The organism is Legionella cherrii (assembly GCF_900635815.1).
GTDB lineage: Bacteria > Pseudomonadota > Gammaproteobacteria > Legionellales > Legionellaceae > Legionella > Legionella cherrii.
Genome location: NZ_LR134173.1, coordinates 1,513,524 through 1,534,587, shown reverse-complemented (window position 1 = coordinate 1,534,587; position 21,064 = coordinate 1,513,524). Strand labels below are relative to the sequence as shown.

Below are 21,064 nucleotides of genomic sequence, written 5' to 3'. Positions count from 1 at the left end.
CGGTAGCCTGTTTGCACGCATCCAGGCTACTCATGGAATGACGGAACATTTAAACAATCAAGAATCGAAAATTCTTTTGAATCTCATTCAAATCAAATTGATTTAAATATAGAGAAAAACTCATCCATGCACTTAAAGCCGCTAAATCTTGAAATGGAGGAGGAAGATAGACGGGATTGGTTAAAACGCCACGCTCTTTGAGTTCAGTGAGTAAAGGCAAATCATCCAAAACCAACTTGCCAGTAAATAATAAGGGAATCGAATCCACATGCTTTTTACTGATTGCAAAACGTATGTAATTATAAATTAATACAAAACCTTTGGCATAAGATAAATCTTTGGTAAAAGGACCACCTGTTGGTGTACTTCCTCTAAAAACACGTACCGATTGGTTATAACTGTCCTCTTCGCTCAAACCACAATCCATAAAATAATTATAAATATCCAGAAAGTCAGCCCCTTGCGTCACCATATCCAATGCAATAACACGATTGGTAATCTTTAACATCCGACTGGGATAAGAAGAAAAAGTAACTATCTCGGTAATCACTGCCAAACCTTCCTGAATGACGCTGCTCGAAGGAGAACCCTTAGAAAGAAAAAAACAATTGGGCTGCATCGAACCATTCAAGGTGGTCCCAACGTGAACCCAACCCTCATGTACTTCAAGATAACGAAGGTCACGATCACTAAACATCGCTTGCTGGCTTAATTTAATATTGTCCGCACCAGCAGAGGCATCTGCAATCATTTCGTCGCTGACCATGACGGTTACTTTGCCAGGGTGTTTATCAAAAAACTGCCCTAAACGCGATTGCAAAATTTCCTGAGCCTGCTCTGGGGTATAACGCTTGATATCCGCTTCAGATTGTAATTGAACACTAAGACCTGTTAACACATCAAAAAGTAAAGTACCCATCTCTGACATGCGTGGGCCACCTGCGTAAAACACATCATTGGGGCTACCATACAATTCCATCGCCAGTTCAGAAAATGCAGGAGTGCCGCGCGCAGCAAGCATTTGGGTGGCACGACTATATTCCTCGCACTGGCGACGTATTAAACGAGTTAAGGTAGAGTATTGCCCGAGTTGATTCTGGGTGTCGCGCAAAATAATCCGAAACTCTTCTTGTTTTTCGTGGACATCAAAAGGCAAAGGTTTTTTTTCATAATATTCTTTATCAACAGCGGGAAGCTTTTTACCTTTATATTTAAAAAATTCCTTTTTTATTGATTCATCCCATTTGATACTATCAAGAATCCTGATTTTGCGTTGCGCATCCACAATACGCTGTGATAATTCCTGTACAATGAGCAATTCAGCTGATTCTGATGGTGTCATAATAAATCCCCTATGATACAGGTGGTGCGATACTCACACGTGCATCTTGGTTCTGTTGAGGCAAATCATAAAAATTACTAATATTTGCTCTCGTTAACGGCGGCGGCACTTCTAATGAAGGACCATTACGGCTGCTCAAATAAAGACTCTCACCATTACTGGCATAACGACTGCATCCAGAGAGTACGAGCGCCACAAAAACAATAAAACACAATTTTTTCACTTAAATCAACTCCAAACTTTTCATAATCTTTTCTAATGGTTCATGATGCTCTTTAGACAAACAAGTCAATGGCATCCTTAATTCGTTATCCATTAACCCCATTCTGTTTGCGGCCCATTTTATCGCAATTGGATTCGTTTCAATAAACAATAATTCATAAAGAGGTGCGAGCTGTTCATTGATACGTAAGGATGCAGCGTGATCACCATCTAAAGCAGAATCACATAATTTGGCCATTAATTTTGCAGCCACGTTAGCTGCTGCGGAAATATTTCCTTTAGCTCCAGCCAGCATCCAGGATGCTGCGGTGAAATCATCGCCACTAAATACATCGATGCTGCCTTCTGAAAGACGTAAAATTTGCTGTAACCGCGTCATCTGTCCTGTAGCATCTTTTATTCCCACAATATTGGAAATCTTAGCAAGTCGAGCCACTGTTTCTGGCAACATATCACAAGCCGTTCTCGTTGGCACGTTATAAAGAATAATAGGCATAGCGACCGCTTTGGCGATTTGACTGTAATGCAAATATAACCCCTCTTGGGTCGGTCTAATATAGGCAGGAGTCTTAATTAATGCTGCATGCGCGCCACACTCCATCGCCTCCTGGGTTAATTGAATACAATCCCGTGTTGCATTCATACCGGTACCAGCAATTACGGGGATTCGCTCTTTTGCTTGGTCTATGACTGTTTTAATGACCAATAACTTTTCTTCATGAGATAAAGTACCTGATTCGCCGGTAGAACCCGCCGCAACAAGACCATGACTGCCCATTTCAATATGAAATTCGACCAATTCCCGTAAACGTGGAACATCAACTTCATCATTCTTCATGGGGGTTAATAAAGCAACAATGCTTCCTTTAAACATACAATCCTCTGTTCTTTTTATTTATATTTCTAATACTACTGGAAAATGAGGGTAAGAGTAAAATCTGATCGTAAAAAGCCGCATTCAAAAATAAAATATGATCACTTATTTTACATTAAATTTTTTTTTTGTACTAAAATCATAGTGAAGATGAAGAAACCAGGATTTTCCTGCCGTGAATCTGCCTTATCAATGCAGAAGTCCTGAAAACTGTAAAAAGGAGTTCACTATGAAAAAAATTATTGCTCCCTTATGTTTTGTTGGTCTATCCGCTTTTATGCTCGGGGGTTGCACTAACACTCAAGTGGGTACTGCTGCTGGTGGAGCCGCAGGAGCTGGTATAGGGTATGCAGTAACTGGAGGCAGTGCCGTTGGAACTGTGATTGGTGCCGGAGCTGGCGCATTAGTAGGCAATGCAATCGGCCAAGATCAAGACCGACGAGCATACTATTATCGTCATCACTACTATCGTCCTGGTTACAATTATTACTATTACTAATACAATCCAAAATACCCTTAACCTTTTTTGAGGTTAAGGGTGTTTTATTCTCATGATGAATCAAAGTGAAAGACACTATTTTTCTGCAAAAAATTAGAACATGTTTTATGGAATTTTCTTTAACCAATAAAAAAACTTAATAATATAAAGCAATATCAAATTTCCATTGCTATACTTTTTAAAAGGAATTTCAGGTTAATCCTAACCGATTGATCATTAACCCAAAAAATACAAGGATTGTAATCATGCGCTTAAAAAATAAAGTAGCAATAATTACCGGTGCGGCCAGTGGAATAGGTAAAGAAATCGCCCTTGTTTATGCCAAAGAAGGAGCTAAGGTTGCTATTGCCGATCTTAATCTCGAGCAAGCCCAAAATACAGCTGAAGAATTAAAGTCTAAGGGTGGAGAAGCGATGGCAGTTGCCATGAACGTCACCAATGAAGATGAAGTCAATAAAGGTGTTGATGAGGTTGCAAAATACTTTGGCGGCGTGGATGTGTTAGTCAGTAACGCTGGGATTCAAATTATCAGCCCACTAGAACAGTTGGCTTTTTCGGATTGGAAAAAATTATTATCCATTCATCTGGATGGAGCTTTTCTAACCACTCGTGCTGCACTAAAACATATGTATGCCTCAGGTAAGGGAGGCAGTATTATCTATATGGGCTCAGTCCATTCTAAAGAAGCCTCTAAATTGAAAGCACCTTATGTCACTGCAAAACATGGATTACTTGGTTTGTGTAAAGTGGTCGCCAAGGAAGGGGCTGCTCATAATGTCCGAGCCAACGTCATTTGCCCAGGTTTCGTACGCACACCTTTAGTGGACAAACAAATTCCAGAACAAGCTAAAGAACTGGGAATTACTGAAGAGCAAGTCATTAAAAACGTCATGCTTAAGGATACCGTGGATGGCGAATTTACTACTACAGATGATGTGGCACAAACCGCATTATTTTTTGCCTCTTTTGCATCCAATGCGCTGACAGGTCAATCATTGGTGGTGAGTCACGGATGGTTCATGGAGTAGTCCTATGGCCCGGACAAAAAAAAGTAAATCGAACAAGCATCTACATGTTGCCTGCTGTTTTCAAGGTGGAGGCGCTTTAGGCGCCTATCAAGTGGGAGTGGTACATGCCTTGGATGAAGCCGGTTACGACCCTGATTGGTTTGTTGGCACCTCAATAGGCGCGATTAATGCAGCTATCGCAGCCGGTAACCCGCCTGGGGTACGCGTCGAAAAAATGTATCAATTTTGGCAAAAGATTGCCACCCCCTCTTTCATCAAGCCTAACCTTCTACCTAATGATGGTGAAAGTCGAAAACTTGAACATTTTTTATCTGCTCAATGCGCTTTACTTTGGGGTCAACCGGGCTTTTTTACACCTCGTTTCCCTCCTTTGCTCATGGGATATTATGACAAACCCGATACCATAAGTTTTTATGATACCCAATACTTAAAATCCTCTCTGGAGCAATTTATCGACTTTGATCGCATCAACTCCAAATCAATTCGTTTAAGTATCGGCGCTGTTGAAATTCGCAGAGGGGAAATGGTGTATTTTGATTCACAAGATACCAAAATCGGACCCGAACATATTATGGCCAGTGGTGCATTACCCCCTGGTTTTCCGGCTGTTGAGATTGAAGGAGAATATTATTGGGATGGTGGAATTTCCAGCAACTCACCAGCAACTTACGTATTATCGGTAAATCGATGCCCTCGCGATTTACTTTGCTTTGCGATTCACTTATTTGACTCTTATGGTTTGTATCCAACCTCTCTAGATGAAGTGATGAAGCGACAAAAAGATATAGAATACTCCAGCCGGTTTTCCCAGGCGATTAGCATGTATCAACAGATCCATGCTTTAAAGAATACCATTCATATACTCTCTCGCTATGTTCCAGAAGAGGAACGAGGAAACCCAGAACTAAAACTTTGTATCGGACGTGGACACCAATCTACAGTCTCTGTGGTTCGTTTTTTATATGAGTACGATGAGTCAGAGCTTTCTTCAAAAGACTATGAATTTTCACAAAAAAGTATTTTAGAACGCATAAATAATGGCTACTTAGATGGAAGAAGAGCCATTAAAAAATCACCTTGGAATCAAAAGGTTTCTCAAACAACAGGGATTGCTGTTTACGATATGTCACCTAACAAACATTTAAAATCGGAGTTTGAAAATGAATGAAGCAGAGGTAAAAAAACAAGCATTTGCCATGCCACTCGTCAGTCCATCTTATCCTCGTGGCCCATACCGTTTTATTAACAGGGAGTTTTTAACAATTACCTATGAAACTGACATGGATGTGTTGCGGGAAGTAGTTCCTGCCCCATTGGAGGTAGTAGAGCCTTTAGTCAAATTCGAATTCATTCGGATGCCAGATTCCACGGGATTTGGTGACTATACCGAGTCTGGGCAAGTCATCCCTGTTCGCTACAAGGGTAAAATGGGAAATTACACCCATGCAATGTTTTTAGATGATCTCCCTCCCATAGCAGGTGGTCGTGAAATATGGGGATTCCCTAAAAAACTGGCCCAACCCAAACTGGAAGTTGTCCATGAAACTTTGTTAGGTACCTTAGAATATGGACCTTGTCGTATCGCGACAGCCACTATGGGTTACAAATATGAAGCACTAGATGTAAAAAAGGTTGCCGAATCAATGAGTACTCCCAATTATTTACTTAAGATTATTCCTCATGTGGACGGTAGTGTGCGAATTTGTGAATTGGTTGAGTATTATCTTGAAGATGTTGTGGTTAAAGGTGCATGGCAAGGACCAGCTCAACTGCAATTAGCACACCATGCCTTGGCTCCGGTAGCGAATCTTCCCATACGACGCATAGTAAATGGAGTCCATTTATTAACCGATCTCACCTTGCCTTATGGTCGCGTTGTTCACGATTATCTTAAATAGAGGTTAGGAGAGCGAATAAAAATGTTAATTATAATCGGCTATATAGTCATACTACTCTGTGTTTTTGGAGGATTTGCTTTGGCTGGAGGCCATCTCGCAGCAGTCTTTCAACCTATTGAACTGCTCATTATCGCTGGGGCTGCCATAGGTTCACTTATCGTGGCAAACAGTGCCTCAGTTTTAAAATCCCTGTTAAAGGCCATACCTAAAGTATTTCGTGGTGAAAAATCCGTGAAGGAGAACAATACTAATTTATTAGGCCTTTTATACAATCTACTGAATAAAGCGCGGCAGCAAGGATTGATGTCTTTGGAAGCAGACATTGACTCACCAGAAGAAAGTCCTATTTTCAATACTTATCCTTCGTTAATGAAAAACCATCATGTGATTGAGTTTATTTGTGATTACTTAAGATTGATCATCACTTCAAACCTGCAACCGTTCCAACTTGAGGCTTTAATTGACATGGAAATTGAATCACATCATGAAGAAGAAATGATTCCAGCCAATGCCTTATCGAAACTCGCTGATGCGATGCCTGCCTTTGGGATAGTTGCTGCAGTTCTTGGCGTAGTCCATACGATGGAATCGATCAATTTGCCTCCGCCTGAACTTGGAGTACTCATTGCCCATGCTCTGGTAGGTACTTTTTTAGGTATTTTAATCGGTTATGGCTTTATTGGTCCCGTTGCATCAGCAATGGAACATCATGCCAATCAGACCCAGTTGATGCTGCACTGCATTAAAGCAACAATTCTAGCGAGTTTACATAATAATCCTCCCATTATTGCCGTTGAATTTGGGCGTAAGGTATTGTTTTCGGGTCAACGTCCCTCTTTCTCCCAGCTTAATGACGAAATTAAAAATTTCAAACCGGCCGCATCCTCATCCAGCGCTGAGGGTTCTGCTGCTGAACCTACCCCGAGTTAATGAGGTTACAGCATGAGTGACAATGGTGGTAAAGGAAAAGCGGGTTCAAGCCCAATAATTCGAAAAATCAAAAAAAATCAACACAAGCATCATGGAGGCTCATGGAAAATCGCTTTTGCCGATTTTGTTACCGCCATGATGGCCTTCTTTTTGTTGATGTGGCTGATTGCATCACTGAATAAAGCGCAAAAAGATGGTATTGCGGAATATTTTAAACAGCCAATGAAAATAACTTTTTTTGGCGGTAAAAACGTAGGCAATCAGCAAATAAATCTTAAAGGCGGAGGACCCAATATCAAGGACACCAATGGTCAAGTTTCTACAACTGATAAGGCATCCACGCAAAGTAAACAAGCCCAAGACATTCAAGTCATTCAATCAGATAAAGAGCAAACCCAAAAACTTGAAGAATTAAAATCACAAATTAATTTAAGCATCCAACAAGATCCTTCTCTTTCAGGATTAAAAAATCGATTACTAATGCGTATTGTGTCCAATGGGTTGCGCATCCAATTAGTTGATAATAAAGATCAATCTATGTTTGATGTGGGTTCAGATAAGCTCAACCCCAATATGGACCCTATGTTTGCACAGATTGCCAAACTATTAAGCACCGTTCCCAATGCAATTATAATCGAAGGACATACCGATGCTCATCCCTACCATAATCCAGATGAATTAGAGTACACCAACTGGGAATTATCTACCCAAAGAGCAAATGCAGCTCGCCGCGCACTCATTAAAGCCGGGCTAAACCCAGATCGTGTCAAACGGGTATCTGGTTTTGGTTCAACGATGCTCCTAAATTTAAAAGACCCATATGCCCCTGAAAATCGTCGAATCAGTATTATTGTTATGAAAAGCAGCCCTAATGAGAATTTAATTTTAAAGGGTGATCATATTATGATCAATAAGTCAAATCCGAGTAATCAAATACAGTCTAATACTAGTAATTCGAATACCATCAATACTGGTGATACCACGAATAAGAGTACTCACTAGACATGCGACAATTCAGAACTGGGACTTAACCGTGCATGAGGTATGCTTCAATCCTGGGAGGGGAGTTATTTTGGTTCAGATTGAAAAAAAATACCGTATAAAACGGACCATATATCAATATATGAGGCTACCCAAGCATTATTTTCACAGAAGATGCGCCAAATGCAATCCTTCTGTTCAAAGGTCCTAAACGACTCCCGGTTAGAGCTTTGCGCCTAACCGGGGCTTGATGAATATCAATAATCTCGAAAAATACTAAACAGTAGAGGCATTTAACATCCAGCGTGCTTTTTCATGAGCCGCAATGCGTTCACTGAGTAACGCCACAGTCCCTTCATCACCATGCTCTTGAGCCAGTTTAATTGTTGCATTTAAATCCTTAACCAAAGCGCCATGATCCTGAGCTAAATCGCTCACCATTCGATTCGCATCGAAGTTGGAATCACCATCCTTAATTGTCTTTAATTGATTTAGTGCTGTAAATGTCGCAGGAGCCTTATGCCCCATAATTAAAATGCGTTCGGCAATAGCATCCACGGCTTCGGCCAATTCTTTATATTGCATTTCAAATAATTCATGCAAACTTTTAAAATGCACGCCTTTAACATGCCAGTGATAATTTTGCGTTTTAAGGTATAAAGCATATGTATCGGCCAAAACTACTTCCAACTTTTTAATTATTGTTCCCATCATCACTCCTGACTTTATAAATTCTCAATTATTGTGGATGATACATTTCAAAAATTCTAGGGTAGGATCTGTTATAAATAAAAAAACCCGCCATTACGGCGGGTTTTTAAAGGAATAGGAATTGAGAGGAGGCTTACATCATGCCGCCCATGCCTCCCATACCGCCCATTCCACCCATGCCGCCCATGTCACCAGCAGCTTCATCTTTCTTTGGTAAATCAGCAATCATGCACTCAGTAGTCAGCATTAAACTAGCTACAGAAGCAGCATTTTGTAATGCCATACGAGTTACTTTAGTTGGATCCAAAATACCCATATCAACCATGTCACCAAACTCACCAGTCGCAGCATTGAAACCATAGTTATCTTTGTTTTCAGATACTTTGTTTACAATAACTGAAGCTTCATAACCAGCGTTTGATACGATCTGACGCATTGGCGATTCAATAGCACGACGAAGAATGTTGATACCCATGTTTTGATCGTCATTGTCGCCTTTCAAAGAATCCAGAGCTTTTTGGGCACGAATTAAAGCAACACCACCACCGGCTACGATACCTTCTTCTACAGCAGCACGAGTAGCATGTAATGCATCTTCAACACGAGCTTTTTTCTCTTTCATTTCGACTTCAGTAGCAGCACCCACTTTGATAACCGCAACACCGCCAGAAAGTTTAGCAACACGCTCTTGTAATTTCTCACGATCGTAATCAGAAGTAGTTTCTTCAATTTGAGCACGAATCTGAGCAATACGCGCATTGATTTCAGCCGCTTTACCTTCGCCATCAATAATCGTAGTGTTTTCTTTGGTTACTACGATGCGTTTTGCAGAACCCAAATCTTCTAAAGTAGCAGCTTCTAAGCTCTTGCCAATTTCTTCAGAAATTACTTCACCACGAGTCAGAATTGCGATGTCTTGCAACATTGCTTTACGACGATCACCAAAGCCAGGAGCTTTAACTGCGCATACTTTAACAATACCACGCATGTTGTTTACAACTAGAGTTGCTAAAGCTTCGCCTTCAACATCTTCAGCGATAATCAATAATGGACGGCCTGATTTTGCAACGCCTTCCAATACAGACAACATGTCACGAATACTGGAGATTTTCTTGTCAACCAACAGAATGAATGGATGCTCAAGCTCACAAGTCATGTTTTGTTGATTGTTGATGAAGTATGGAGAAATATAACCACGATCAAACTGCATACCTTCAACAACAGATAATTCATTTTCAAGTCCATTACCGTCTTCAACAGTAATAACACCTTCTTTACCTACTTTATCCATTGCACTAGCAATAATAGAACCAATTGCTTCATCAGAGTTAGCAGAAATAGTACCTACTTGAGCAATTGCTTTATTGTCTTTGCAAGGCTTAGACATAGATTGCAATTTTTTGGTGATTGCAGCAACCGCTTTGTCGATACCGCGCTTCAGATCCATAGGATTCATACCCGCAGCAATTGCCTTGTACCCTTCAACAACAATCGCACGAGCCAGTACAGTAGCAGTAGTAGTACCATCTCCAGCAGTATCAGAAGTTTTAGAAGCAACTTCTTTAACCATTTGTGCGCCCATATTCATGAAGCGTTGATCAAATTCAATCTCTTTCGCTACAGATACACCGTCTTTAGTTACAGTGGGAGCACCATAAGCTTTTTCTAAAACAACATTACGACCACGTGGGCCCATAGTTACTTGTACTGCATCAGCTAATGCATTAACACCAGCTAACATTTGTAGACGCGCATCGTCACCAAAACGTAATTCTTTAGCCATTATCTCTATCTCCTAAATGAAACGATTACTTCTCGATTACACCCATGATGTCGTCTTCACGCATCACAACTAATTCTTTACCGTCGATTTTCACTTCAGTACCTGAGTATTTGCCAAACAGGACAATATCACCCACTTTTACAGCTAAAGCGCGAACATCACCGTTGTCTAATACCTTACCGGCGCCAACAGCAATGATTTCACCACGCATTGGTTTTTCAGTAGCGCTATCTGGAATAACAATACCACCCGCTGTGGTACGTTCTTCTTCCATACGACGAACAACAACTCGATCGTGTAAAGGACGAATTTTCATGCTTCTATCTCCTGATTAATTAATCTTTAAAAGTCAATTTGCAATGTTACTGAGAGCCATATGGGGACAAGGAAGAGAGTTTCAAGGGTAAAAATAAAAAAAATTTTAATTTTATTTTTTTCACACCACTCGATGTTCTGATATAGTTACAGTATATATCAGTAAAATTCTGTATCCTGGGTAGAGCACAGCGAAACCCGGGAATTTTTTAGATGAATTTCTAATCCCGGGTTTCGCTGTGCTCTACCCAGGCTTCATTGTCATAATCATAATAAAGGTTTCAGAATGAGAAAATGGTTTTTATTGTTATTTTGTTGCATAACCACATTTGCTCTGCATGCAACCCCTCTTCCTGCTGCAGAAGTATTCCAAGTCAATGTAACTACAGTGGATCCGAATACATTTGCCATTAATTTCCAGATAAAGCCTAATTATTTTCTCTACAGCGATCGAATTAAATTAACGACCAAAACGAACAGTACGGTGCAAATAGGCACCCTTCGGTTCCCCTCTACAGAGAAAAAAGTAGATAAACAAGGACATGTGTATCCTGTTTATCGTAATCACGTCACCATTCCAGTAGGTATTTTGGGCAATAAACCTGGAAAAGCTTTGGTGAACTTACACTATCAAGGCTGCTCTGATGATGGTTTTTGCTATGCACCAGAAACCCAAGCAATTCAGTTAACTATCGATGACAGTTTGGCTTTAACCCAAGCAAGCCTGGAGCAAAGCAACAATACGCAACCTGCGGTTGCTGAAGAAACGCAAAATGAGGGAATCACAAAAGTTTTTTCGAGTCACAATTGGTTGCTCATTTTGATTACTTTTTATGGCTTTGGTTTGCTTTTATCATTCACTCCCTGCATCTTGCCCATGGTGCCGGTTTTGTCTGGGATTATTGTGGGTCACGGTAAGGAAATTACTACGCGAAAAGCCTTTTTTCTCTCATTAAGCTACGTAGTGAGTATGTCGATTACCTATTCAATCATTGGCGCAGTTGTCGCTTTACTCGGATCCAATCTGCAAGTGAGCATGCAATCACCGTGGTCTGTAGGTGTATTTAGCCTAATTTTTTTGCTGTTAGCCTTATCCATGTTTGGGTTTTATGAATTCAAGTTACCGCATTCCTGGCAAGCAAAAATACACGGCTCCAGCAATCAAAGAGGAGGCCACTATCTCGGGGCTGCGATCATGGGTTGTTTATCCACCCTGATTCTTTCACCTTGTGTTACAGCGCCATTAATTGGGGTATTAACCTACATTGCGCAAACTGGGAATGTTCTTTTAGGTTGCCTTACCTTATTTGTTCTAGGCCTGGGAATGGGTACACCTTTATTGCTTATTGGTACTTCTGCAGGCAAATGGTTGCCTGAAACAGGCAGCTGGATGAATACCATCAAGGCATTGTTTGGTATTATTTTCATTGCGGTGGCGATTGTGCTTATTTCGCGAATCACCCCCCCCTTGTTCAGTATGATGTTATGGGCAAGTTTGCTTATTTTTTCAGGAATCTACAGTGGCGCCCTTACCTATTCAGCAACCCATCGTGAAAAATTCAATCAAGGAGTGGGCCTCATCCTACTGGTTTATGGTTTCTTGATTTTGGTGGGAGCAAGCATGGGGGCAACAAATCCGCTGCAACCCTTAACTACAGTCCAATCAGCAAATGCGGCTCCTGTTAATACTGCGATTAAAACACAACAAGAACAGACCTTGAGCTCTATAAAAAAAGCGTTAACTGAAGCCAAAGGCAATCCGGTGATGCTTGATTTTTATGCTGACTGGTGTACATCCTGTAAGGTGATGGATGCAACCACATTTAAAGACCCTCGTGTACAAGAAGCTTTGGCGCGTTTTACGGTAATTAAAATCGATGTCACCGCAAACACTGCGGAACATAAAGCCATCCTCAATTACTTTCATGTTGTGGCTCCCCCAACCTTTATCTTTTTTGATGAGCAAGGCAAAGAACTTAATCAGCTCAAGCTGGTTGGCGAAGTCTCTGCAAATAAATTTTTAAAAATCGTACAGCAGATAAATTAGACAGAAAAAAATATCCTTCCTCCACTAGGAATGAAAATGCCTTAAGGACGGATGTGGGTCTCCCGAAACAGCAGAGCGTGTAGGTTGGGCCCACCTGCATTTTGAAAATAACCACTCATTTACCTAAATGCAATCAGATACTTAAAACCTCCATAATCTTGTCGACAATAATACTCATTAAGAGGTATAATTCGTTCACTTTTTTTACAGTTAGAGTTTTATGAATCATAAAGTAGGATTTGTTAGCTTGGGTTGTCCCAAAGCTCTGGTAGATTCCGAGCGCATCATTACCCAACTGCGTGCGCAGGGATATGAATTGGTATCCAGTTATCAGGATGCAGGTGTTGTAGTGATTAATACTTGCGGGTTTATTGATAGCGCCGTCAAGGAGTCTTTGGACACTATTAAAGAAGCAATGGCGGAGAACGGACGTGTTATTGTTACAGGTTGTCTCGGTGCCAAAGCCGAGATTATCAAAGAAGCCTGTCCAGATGTTCTGCACATTAGTGGTGCGCATGCCTATGAAGAAGTAGTGAATGCCGTTCATCAGCATCTACCTCCACCCGCCGATCCGTTTACACAGTTGATTCCTCCCCAAGGGATTAAATTAACGCCACGTCATTATGCCTATTTGAAAATATCTGAAGGCTGCAATCAAAAATGTACGTTTTGTATTATTCCTACTATGCGTGGAAAACTGCAAAGCTACCCCATGGCCCAAGTATTAACCGAAGCGCAAAAATTAAAAGACGCAGGGGTTAATGAAATTTTAGTGATTTCCCAAGATACAAGCGCTTATGGAGTGGATACTCGCTATCAACCGATAACCTGGAAAGGAAAAAGCGTTGATACTCGTTTTTATGATTTGTGCGAACAATTAGGAGAGTTAGGCATTTGGATTCGCCTGCATTATGTTTATCCTTACCCGCATGTCGATGAGATCATCCCTTTAATGCGAGATGGTCTGATTCTTCCGTATTTAGATATCCCATTACAGCATGCTAATTCGCGGGTACTTAAAGCAATGAAGCGTCCTGCAAGTAGTGAAAATACCTTGCTGCGTATCGCTTCTTGGCGAGAAATTTGCCCCGACATAACATTACGTTCAACCTTTATTGTTGGTTTTCCCGGAGAAACTGAAGAAGAATTTGAGGAATTACTCGATTTTCTCGAGGAAGCTCAGTTAGATCGCGTAGGCTGTTTCAAGTACTCACCAGTTGAAGGGGCTAAAGCGAATGAATTAAGCGACCCCGTACCGGAAGAAGTTAAAGAGGAACGTTACCATCGCTTTATGCAATTACAGGCAGAAATTAGCCGCGATAAATTAGAAAATAAAATTGGCAGTATGCAAACCGTATTAATCGATGAAGTCAACGCAGAACAAATTATTGCCCGAAGCCAAAGTGATGCCCCAGAAATCGACGGACTTGTTATTCTGCCACCAACTCCCGGCGTTAAAGTGGGATCGTTTGCGGAAGTCCTGATTACCGATAGTGATGATTATGATCTCTATGCGGAATTCAAGTAAAAGATAAGCTTCTCCTCAGGATCTGTTAGCCTGTATTACGCCAATACGGGCTACAGATAAAAAACTATTTCGCCTGATTATAAAGTTCTTTGCACACACTCAATATCTCATCTTGCATGTTTTCATGATTCACAACCCCCGGACGCAATATATTCTGATGCAATAACTGATGGTGTTTTTTGTATGCTTTCTTTAAAAAACTGTAGTGCTCTTTGCTTAAAACACCGGCTAAAAACAAATGATGGACTTGACTTAACGTATGCGTATATCGTGATAAAGAAGGGGCTCCCAAATGAAGTATTAAAAACTGCACCAAAAATTCCAAATCCAATAACCCACCAGAAATAGGATTGCGATCTTGATGTTGCTCCATTTTGGATCTCATCGCCAATACATCTTGCAGCAGCGTCGGTTTATCACGCGTCATGAACAATACCGATTTTTTCAACTGTAAAAAGGTATTTCTAATCTTTGTATTTCCGTTCAGGATACGTGCTTTCAATAACGCCTGATGCTCCCAGGTCCATGCTTGATTTTTTTGGTACTCGACAAAGGCATCAACATGACTTACCAATAATCCCGCCGCACCAGAAGGCCTAAGACGTGTATCGACTGTATAGAGGACCCCTGACTGGGAACGAGTAGTCAACATATGTAAAATTTTTTGCGTTAAACGGGTAATCAATGCTTCTTCAGACAGGGGTGCCGAATGTAAAAAAACCAAATCCAAATCAGAGGCATAATTCATTTCCCTGCTCCCCAATTTTCCATAAGCAATAATTGCAAAGTGCGATTTTGCCTGCTTCATTTCCGGATATCGCACACACAATTGATCACTAGCAATGATTAACACTTGGTTTACGATGACTTGAGCCACATCCGACAAAAATTGTCCAATGCGCACGGCATTACATAAACCATAAAGCTCTGCCCGTGCAGCCATTAACCAATGGGTTAGCTTAAATTGACGCAATATTTCTTCTTGTGCTTCCACATCATGATGATGGGTCAGTTTTTCAATTAATTGCCCTTGTAATTGATGCAACGACTGGGGTCGCCATTCCTCCCCCTGATCCAACAACACCTCCAACAAAAAAGGTTGGTTTACGAGTAAGGAGGTAATAAACGGACTTTGGGCAAACCAAAACAGCAACTCAGTTAAGACCTGAGGGTTCTCAGTTAATAAAGCAAGATAGGCGCTACGGCCTACTATATTTTCGAGTAAATGCATCACTTGCAATAAAACTTCATCGGTTTTTTCAACATGGGTTAACTCGGCAAGCAACATCACCATGAACCGATCCAGTCGCATCCGTGCACCTTGCGTAAGACGTCTGCAACGAGGGCTATGACGAAAAGAATGAATCATTTGATAGCAATGAGAGGCATTGGTAAAGCCTAAACTAGTGAGCAAATTAATTGCCATACTGGTTTCTACATGTCCTTGCCAAAGACTGGCTAATTGATTCGCTAATAATCGTTTCTCATCTTCATAATCTTTGACCTTCCCGAGCACTGAATGAAATGCATAGCTAATGATCCTCTGATATTTATGTAATTTATTAAGCAAATCGTCCCATGACTTGTATCCCATCGCTAAAATAATTTGCTCTTGTTTCACTAAATCATCGGGTAACGAGTGGGTTTGCTGGTCATTTAGACTCTGGAGTGTGTTTTCAAGCTTACGTAAAAACAAATAAGCTTGTTTTAAAGCATCCGTGTGCGATAACAATTTTTCTCGCTTTAAAACAGTCAGTGCAAGCAAAGCATTCTGTACCTGCAATTGCGGTAAGCGGCCACCACGAATTAATTGAAAATTTTGAATGACAAACTCTACTTCCCTGATCCCGCCTTTGCCACGCTTTATATCATCCAATCGTGGATTTAATTGCACCTCCCGTTCAATCATAGCCTTCATGCTACGTAACGATTCGATCACACTAAAATCCACATACCTCCTGTAGACAAAAGGTATGATCAACCGTGTAAACCAGGGAGGCACCTCATCCGCTGATTCAGCAATCACCCGTGCTTTAACCATTGCATAACGTTCCCAGTCGCGCCCCTGCTCTTGATAATAAGTTTCCATGGCAGCCAAACTAGAAACCAGTGGGCCACTGTCTCCATTGGGCCTTAATCGTAAATCGACTCGAAAAACAAAGCCATCAGGCGTTACATTTTGTAAGGTCTGTACCAGTTGTTGCACTAGCCTACTAAAATAGTGCTGATTATCAATGCGCTCAACACCGTCAGTTTCGCCCACAACAGAATAGGCAAAAATAAGATCCACATCCGAGGAGAAATTTAACTCCCTGCCTCCTAATTTACCCATCGCCAGAGCAAATAATTCGACCTCATTCCCTTTTTCATCGCGTGGGATCCCATAACGTAAAGATAATCCTTGTTTGCAATAATTGATCGCATGCAAAATAAGTGCATCAGCACAATCAGACCAGGAACTCATAATCTGTGCCGTACTGGCAATATCGGATAGTTCAAGAAGAAGTAACCGCAAAAAATGCGTATTGCGAAATTGTCGCAATGCACGAAAATATGCAGCCTGGGCCAAGTTAAGTGAGACATCCTGCACCCTATGAAAATAATCCTCACGAGACAACAAAGAACAGCACTCATCTTCCTTGACTAAGGTTTTTAATAATTGAATCTGTCGGCACGCATAATCACTGACAAGAAGCAACTTGACGACCTGGTCATACAGGGGATGATGCAAATCCGACAGGTGTTTTTCAAGGAACCATGCTTTTGATTCCAATAATTTAGGGATTTCCATTGTCATAAATTTATATTTTTCATTTCCCAAATTAATACTCTCGTTATACTCTATAAAAATCAATAAATAATTCTATAATTAAAAAATGACTCGATTAATTTTAATTGCATTTATTTGTTTCACCTCCTCGCTTTTCGCACAAGGCGAAACACTCAATGTAGGGATTGAAAGTTTTGATCCCCCCTTCGTCATGCAAGGAACCCGTAATGAAGCCTACGGCTTTGATGTTGATATGATGAACAGTTTATGCAAAATTATGAATAAGACGTGTGTCTTTCATGTGATGCGTTTTGATAAATTAATCGATGCAGTAGTTAATAATAAATTAGATATTGCGATAAGCTCCATCACGATTACTAATGAACGCGCAAAAATAGTAAATTTCAGCCTACCCTATTTACTCAGTTATTCTCGTTTTTTAGAAAAACAGTCTAATTCAAAAGATACTTTCAGTTTAAATCTTTTGAACAGCAAAAAAATAGGATTAGAAACCGGTACCGTATTTTTAGAACAGCTTAAGGAGATGGGTGTAAATAATCCCAATATTAAAGAATATTCGGGTATTGAGGATCAGCTTGCGGCCTTAAGCAGGGGTGACGTAGACATTATTCTACTTGATAATGCAACCGCCATTTATTGGGCATCTAACTCATCAGATGCATTTAAACTGATAGGACCACCCTACATGTATGGATCGGGTTATGGAATAGTCATTAATCCTGCTAAACCAAATTTATTAACCGAAATAAACCAAGCCTTAGTCAAATTTCAAAATTCGGATGAATACAAACAAAATTATAATAAGTACTTGCTTGAATTCTAAACGATGGAAGGCACTGTTTAGAGCCATGCTTGAATCTTGAAGAGCGGTTGGATGTGAGCACAAGTCGTGGACGATGTGCCAAATACCGCCGCTCCGTAAACCGTGAAATTAATGAAGTGTTTGTCCTTGCGTCAAACAGCGGGTAATAATTTGTCGGGTTACAAAATCCCCCTGACTCACACCATAAATTGAATTAAAATGTTTGGCCAAAATAACCACCCAACCCGACAAACGAAAATTCATTTTTTTTTTCCGCTTGATCCACGACAATTTCAAAAAGACCTAAGGTATCACTTTCGCGATCACTCGCATACTCTTCCATAATCACGCGGGCGGCTTGTAAATCTTTGTCTCTGGTAGGCCAGTTTTGATTCATATTATTCTCCCTAAAAAGCATGATTAGGATCTCTGTAATTTTGCTATCATATTGAGATAACTTCCAAATTACAAGAGCAAAAATAGAAGCATATTGTCTCATATTTCAACCAAATTCTCAAGATGCAAGACCTGGGAGACACACACTTTAGTTACATAACACGTGGAATGTTTTTCCAAGACAGAATATGATATACCTATTCCTCCAAATTAAAAAAATACTCTATGACTTATCATATTTTACCCTCGATTTTGTCTGCTGATCTCACTTGCCTGGGCAATGAAGTAGAATCCGTAATGAATGCAGGAGCTGATTTTATACATTTTGATGTTATGGATAATCATTACGTTCCTAATCTAACGTTTGGTCCTGCGTTCTGTGAGGCTTTGCTCAAACGTTTCCCTAAACTTCCCATTGATGTTCATCTCATGGTAGAACCTGTTGATGCACTAATTGAAGCATTTGCAAAAGCAGGTGCAAAACGAATTAGTATTCACCCCGATGCGACAATCCATTTGGATCGCAGCTTAAAACTGATCAAAGATTTAGGATGTGAAGTAGGTCTTGTATTAAATCCGGCAACACCCATTGAAGTATTGACTTGGTGCGCTCATAAACTCGATTTTGTATTAGTCATGACGGTAAATCCTGGCTTTGGAGGACAGAAAATCATCACTGAAATTATTGATAAAATCCCTCAAATCCGCAAGCTCTACCCCCAAATTGATCTTTGTGTTGACGGTGGGGTAACCATAGAAAATATTGCTACTTTGGCACGTGCAGGAGCGAATCAATTTGTGGCCGGTGCTGCTGTTTTCAACAGCAAGAATTATAAAGAAACAATTGACTCCATGCGAAAACAATTAGGGACTGTTTAAATTTTAATCTAAGAAAAGTTATGAAAAAAATTATTTTATTTTTATGTGGATTCATTAGTTCTCAGGCCTGTATTGCCCTCTCGGGAGAGGCTTACATGGAGCGCTTTAATACTTATTTGTCGTTTAGCCAAAACCTTCCTACAACGACACCCAGTGCTTCTTTCCTGGATTTTATTAAAGGAACCGCTCCTTTATCCACAAAACTACGGGAAAAGTGGTTGTATGAACTGGCAAAAAATAAGAATTGGATAACCTTTAGTCAATACTATCAACCGTCTAATGATTTGAATCTTGTTTGTTATGAGCAAATCGCAAACTACAATACAGGCAAGCAGGAAGAAGCATTAAAAGCATCTATTCCACTATGGCTAAGCGGTGATTCAAGGCCCCCTTCATGCAACAGTTTATTTGACTTGCTTTTAAAAGATAATAACTTTGATCAAAACTTAATTACTCAACGAATCGTTCTGGCTTTGGAGCGACGCAATATTCAACTGGCTCGATATTTATTAAAGCAATACAGAACACCGCATACATCTGAGTTAAATACTTTAAACCTCGTTTATCAAAACCCAGCAAACATCAGCAAGCTAAACCCTGGTGGTTTAAATAGTGACTTTTACCTTTACGGCTTGAAGCGTATGGTTTCTATTAATATGAATAAAGCGCTGCTGTTATGGCAGCAAAGCAAAACTCAAAAAATGCTTAACCAAGCACAAAAGCAAGCATTTTTAGCCCATGTAGCACTTTATAGAGCCATGCGCAATCATGAAGATGCGCTGCAATGGTTTGCTAAAGTCAAACCTCAATATTACAACGATGTGTTACTGGATTGGGAAATACGTTTTGCATTGAAAAGAAAAGACTGGAGGCAAGTGACCACATTAATTAATGATTCGAAGAATAAAGATGAACCTTGTTGGCAATATTGGTTAGCACGATCTTTAGAAGAACAGGGAAAGAAAGCAGAGGCTAAAGCCATTTACGAACCTTTAGCCAAAAACAGGCAATATTATGGATTTCTTGCCAGTCTTCGTCTCAATAAAACACCCAGTTTTACCAATGAAACGCCAACAACAAATCTGGACGTATTGAAGCCCTATCAAACCTTCATTGATCAAATTCAAACCCTTTACATGAGCAAACAAACGCTGCAAGCATCGCGCTTACTCAATGATTTTATTAGTGAGTTACCTAAAGACGAAGCAAGTGCATTAGTTTATTGGATTGATCAGAAACTGCAATGGCATGGTAAATCCGTTTATTTAAGTAACAACGAAACCTTAAATAATCAACTTTCGTTAAGATTTCCATTGGCTTATAAAGACAGTATTTCACTCTATTCTAAAAAATATGCTGTTGCCCCAGAGTTTATTTATGCCATTATTCGTCAGGAAAGTGGGTTTAGAGATGATGCAACCTCTTCTGTAGGGGCTCGAGGATTAATGCAAGTTATGCCCTATACTGCTCGAGTTGTCTCAAGGGCAGATAAGATTCCATATAATGATCAAAAGCAATTATTTCTTTCCCAAAAGAACATTAACATTGGTGTTGCTTATTTAAAACAACTTGCGAAGCGATTTGGAAATCATCCCATACTGATTGCTGCGGCTTACAATGCAGGCCCTAAACAAGTCGTTTATTGGTTAAGGACGCATCCGCCCAAGGAAATTGATGTATGGATAGAGACTCTACCTTGGCAAGAAACACGCAACTACCTAAAAAACATCATGGCTTTTTATGTAGTGTACCAATACCGCATGGGCCAAAAACCTAATTTAGGTAATTTCCTGGAGCCATTATAATTTATTCATGACCTGAATCATCCCGAGGGCAATGAGCGATCTCCAGGTAGTAGCAGGGTTCTGATGATAGGAGATCGCTCATTGCACTGGAGATGCTAACAAAGAGCCTGCGTTCTCTGCACTACCCAAGGTTACAAATATCGTCTACATCGCCCACAAAAGATAATTTTATACTCAATATGTCCTATAATTATACAATACAGACGGAAAGGCAATACACTTTATTTTTGTAT

18 protein-coding genes and 1 pseudogene are annotated in these 21,064 nt (G+C 40.3%); 11 read left to right on the top strand and 8 right to left on the bottom strand.

What is annotated here, in order from left to right; translation table 11 throughout:
- Nucleotides 1-49: 49 nt before the first annotated feature.
- Genes EL022_RS06640 through dapA form a run of 3 tightly spaced genes read right to left on the bottom strand, consistent with a single transcriptional unit; the run spans nt 50 to nt 2,438 of the window.
- Nucleotides 50-1,342, bottom strand: a complete 1,293-nt coding sequence (locus EL022_RS06640) for a flavohemoglobin expression-modulating QEGLA motif protein (protein WP_028381144.1) — start codon at nt 1,340-1,342, stop codon at nt 50-52.
- Nucleotides 1,343-1,352: 10 nt separating this feature from the next.
- Nucleotides 1,353-1,565, bottom strand: a complete 213-nt coding sequence (locus tag EL022_RS06635) for a hypothetical protein (RefSeq protein ID WP_028381145.1) — start codon at nt 1,563-1,565, stop codon at nt 1,353-1,355.
- Complete coding sequence (dapA, locus tag EL022_RS06630; RefSeq protein ID WP_028381146.1) at nt 1,566-2,438, bottom strand: 4-hydroxy-tetrahydrodipicolinate synthase; 873 nt, start codon at nt 2,436-2,438, stop codon at nt 1,566-1,568.
- Nucleotides 2,439-2,667: 229 nt separating this feature from the next.
- Between dapA and EL022_RS06625 the strand changes: the two genes are divergently transcribed.
- From EL022_RS06625 to motB, 6 genes are all read left to right on the top strand, one after another.
- Nucleotides 2,668-2,937 (top strand): glycine zipper domain-containing protein, encoded by a 270-nt coding sequence (locus tag EL022_RS06625; RefSeq protein ID WP_028381147.1) that lies wholly within the window; start codon nt 2,668-2,670, stop codon nt 2,935-2,937.
- 245 nt (nt 2,938-3,182) lie between these two features.
- Entirely contained in the window at nt 3,183-3,965 is a 783-nt protein-coding gene (locus EL022_RS06620; RefSeq protein WP_028381148.1) for a 3-hydroxybutyrate dehydrogenase, read from the top strand.
- Nucleotides 3,966-3,969: 4 nt separating this feature from the next.
- The gene (locus EL022_RS06615) at nt 3,970-5,133 is read left to right on the top strand and encodes a patatin-like phospholipase family protein (RefSeq protein WP_028381149.1); all 1,164 of its coding nucleotides are present in this window, start codon (nt 3,970-3,972) and stop codon (nt 5,131-5,133) included.
- Entirely contained in the window at nt 5,126-5,863 is a 738-nt protein-coding gene (locus tag EL022_RS06610; protein WP_028381150.1) for an acetoacetate decarboxylase, read from the top strand. Before EL022_RS06615 ends, EL022_RS06610 begins: the two co-directional genes overlap by 8 nt.
- 21 nt (nt 5,864-5,884) lie before the next feature.
- Nucleotides 5,885-6,793 (top strand): flagellar motor stator protein MotA, encoded by a 909-nt coding sequence (gene motA / locus EL022_RS06605; protein ID WP_028381151.1) that lies wholly within the window; start codon nt 5,885-5,887, stop codon nt 6,791-6,793.
- 12 nt (nt 6,794-6,805) lie between these two features.
- On the top strand, nt 6,806-7,795 hold the full coding sequence (gene motB / locus EL022_RS06600; protein ID WP_065235785.1) for a flagellar motor protein MotB: 990 nt from the start codon (nt 6,806-6,808) through the stop codon (nt 7,793-7,795).
- 255 nt (nt 7,796-8,050) lie between these two features.
- On the opposite strand, the gene EL022_RS06595 is transcribed toward motB, so the two are convergent.
- The 3 genes from EL022_RS06595 to groES all read right to left on the bottom strand — a co-directional run bounded on the left by EL022_RS06595 (nt 8,051) and on the right by groES (nt 10,584).
- The gene (locus EL022_RS06595; protein WP_028381152.1) at nt 8,051-8,485 is read right to left on the bottom strand and encodes a Dps family protein; all 435 of its coding nucleotides are present in this window, start codon (nt 8,483-8,485) and stop codon (nt 8,051-8,053) included.
- Nucleotides 8,486-8,618: 133 nt separating this feature from the next.
- Complete coding sequence (gene groL / locus EL022_RS06590; RefSeq protein ID WP_028381153.1) at nt 8,619-10,268, bottom strand: chaperonin GroEL; 1,650 nt, start codon at nt 10,266-10,268, stop codon at nt 8,619-8,621.
- 25 nt (nt 10,269-10,293) lie between these two features.
- Nucleotides 10,294-10,584, bottom strand: coding sequence for a co-chaperone GroES (gene groES, locus EL022_RS06585; protein ID WP_028381154.1), 291 nt, complete (start codon nt 10,582-10,584; stop codon nt 10,294-10,296).
- A gap of 285 nt (nt 10,585-10,869) precedes the next feature.
- Here groES and dsbD point away from each other — a divergent pair, with 285 nt between their 5' ends.
- Together dsbD and rimO are read left to right on the top strand one after the other, a co-directional pair.
- A complete protein-coding gene (gene dsbD / locus EL022_RS06580) occupies nt 10,870-12,630 on the top strand; it encodes a protein-disulfide reductase DsbD (RefSeq protein ID WP_028381155.1) in 1,761 nt (586 codons plus the stop codon).
- Between the two features lie 220 nt (nt 12,631-12,850).
- A complete protein-coding gene (gene rimO / locus EL022_RS06575) occupies nt 12,851-14,158 on the top strand; it encodes a 30S ribosomal protein S12 methylthiotransferase RimO (protein WP_028381156.1) in 1,308 nt (435 codons plus the stop codon).
- 64 nt (nt 14,159-14,222) lie between these two features.
- Here rimO and glnE read toward each other — a convergent pair whose 3' ends face one another.
- Nucleotides 14,223-16,955: a bifunctional [glutamate--ammonia ligase]-adenylyl-L-tyrosine phosphorylase/[glutamate--ammonia-ligase] adenylyltransferase gene (glnE, locus tag EL022_RS06570; protein WP_028381157.1), complete on the bottom strand. Its 2,733-nt coding sequence runs from the start codon at nt 16,953-16,955 to the stop codon at nt 14,223-14,225.
- A 79-nt stretch (nt 16,956-17,034) separates the two neighbouring features.
- Between glnE and EL022_RS06565 the strand changes: the two genes are divergently transcribed.
- A complete protein-coding gene (locus EL022_RS06565) occupies nt 17,035-17,772 on the top strand; it encodes a transporter substrate-binding domain-containing protein (RefSeq protein ID WP_028381158.1) in 738 nt (245 codons plus the stop codon).
- Between the two features lie 108 nt (nt 17,773-17,880).
- On the opposite strand, the pseudogene EL022_RS06560 reads toward EL022_RS06565, so the two are convergent.
- A pseudogene (locus EL022_RS06560) lies at nt 17,881-18,148 on the bottom strand (hypothetical protein).
- 224 nt (nt 18,149-18,372) lie between these two features.
- On the opposite strand from EL022_RS06560, the gene rpe reads away from it, so the two are divergent.
- Together rpe and EL022_RS06550 are read left to right on the top strand one after the other, a co-directional pair.
- Complete coding sequence (rpe, locus tag EL022_RS06555) at nt 18,373-19,026, top strand: ribulose-phosphate 3-epimerase (RefSeq protein WP_028381160.1); 654 nt, start codon at nt 18,373-18,375, stop codon at nt 19,024-19,026.
- A 20-nt stretch (nt 19,027-19,046) separates the two neighbouring features.
- On the top strand, nt 19,047-20,831 hold the full coding sequence (locus tag EL022_RS06550) for a transglycosylase SLT domain-containing protein (RefSeq protein WP_028381161.1): 1,785 nt from the start codon (nt 19,047-19,049) through the stop codon (nt 20,829-20,831).
- Nucleotides 20,832-21,064 lie beyond the last annotated feature (233 nt).

Bases quoted from the DNA above. Each gene is read 5' to 3' on its own strand.
- rpe (WP_028381160.1), top strand. From the start codon at position 18,373: ATGACTTATCATATTTTACCCTCGATTTTGTCTGCTGATCTCACTTGC.
- EL022_RS06610 (WP_028381150.1), top strand. From the start codon at position 5,126: ATGAATGAAGCAGAGGTAAAAAAACAAGCATTTGCCATGCCACTCGTC.
- dapA (WP_028381146.1), bottom strand. From the start codon at position 2,438: ATGTTTAAAGGAAGCATTGTTGCTTTATTAACCCCCATGAAGAATGAT.
- EL022_RS06640 (WP_028381144.1), bottom strand. From the start codon at position 1,342: ATGACACCATCAGAATCAGCTGAATTGCTCATTGTACAGGAATTATCA.
- motA (WP_028381151.1), top strand. From the start codon at position 5,885: ATGTTAATTATAATCGGCTATATAGTCATACTACTCTGTGTTTTTGGA.
- EL022_RS06615 (WP_028381149.1), top strand. From the start codon at position 3,970: ATGGCCCGGACAAAAAAAAGTAAATCGAACAAGCATCTACATGTTGCC.
- groES (WP_028381154.1), bottom strand. From the start codon at position 10,584: ATGAAAATTCGTCCTTTACACGATCGAGTTGTTGTTCGTCGTATGGAA.
- groL (WP_028381153.1), bottom strand. From the start codon at position 10,268: ATGGCTAAAGAATTACGTTTTGGTGACGATGCGCGTCTACAAATGTTA.
- dsbD (WP_028381155.1), top strand. From the start codon at position 10,870: ATGAGAAAATGGTTTTTATTGTTATTTTGTTGCATAACCACATTTGCT.
- glnE (WP_028381157.1), bottom strand. From the start codon at position 16,955: ATGACAATGGAAATCCCTAAATTATTGGAATCAAAAGCATGGTTCCTT.
- rimO (WP_028381156.1), top strand. From the start codon at position 12,851: ATGAATCATAAAGTAGGATTTGTTAGCTTGGGTTGTCCCAAAGCTCTG.
- EL022_RS06625 (WP_028381147.1), top strand. From the start codon at position 2,668: ATGAAAAAAATTATTGCTCCCTTATGTTTTGTTGGTCTATCCGCTTTT.
- EL022_RS06565 (WP_028381158.1), top strand. From the start codon at position 17,035: ATGACTCGATTAATTTTAATTGCATTTATTTGTTTCACCTCCTCGCTT.
- EL022_RS06620 (WP_028381148.1), top strand. From the start codon at position 3,183: ATGCGCTTAAAAAATAAAGTAGCAATAATTACCGGTGCGGCCAGTGGA.
- motB (WP_065235785.1), top strand. From the start codon at position 6,806: ATGAGTGACAATGGTGGTAAAGGAAAAGCGGGTTCAAGCCCAATAATT.
- EL022_RS06595 (WP_028381152.1), bottom strand. From the start codon at position 8,485: ATGGGAACAATAATTAAAAAGTTGGAAGTAGTTTTGGCCGATACATAT.
- EL022_RS06550 (WP_028381161.1), top strand. From the start codon at position 19,047: ATGAAAAAAATTATTTTATTTTTATGTGGATTCATTAGTTCTCAGGCC.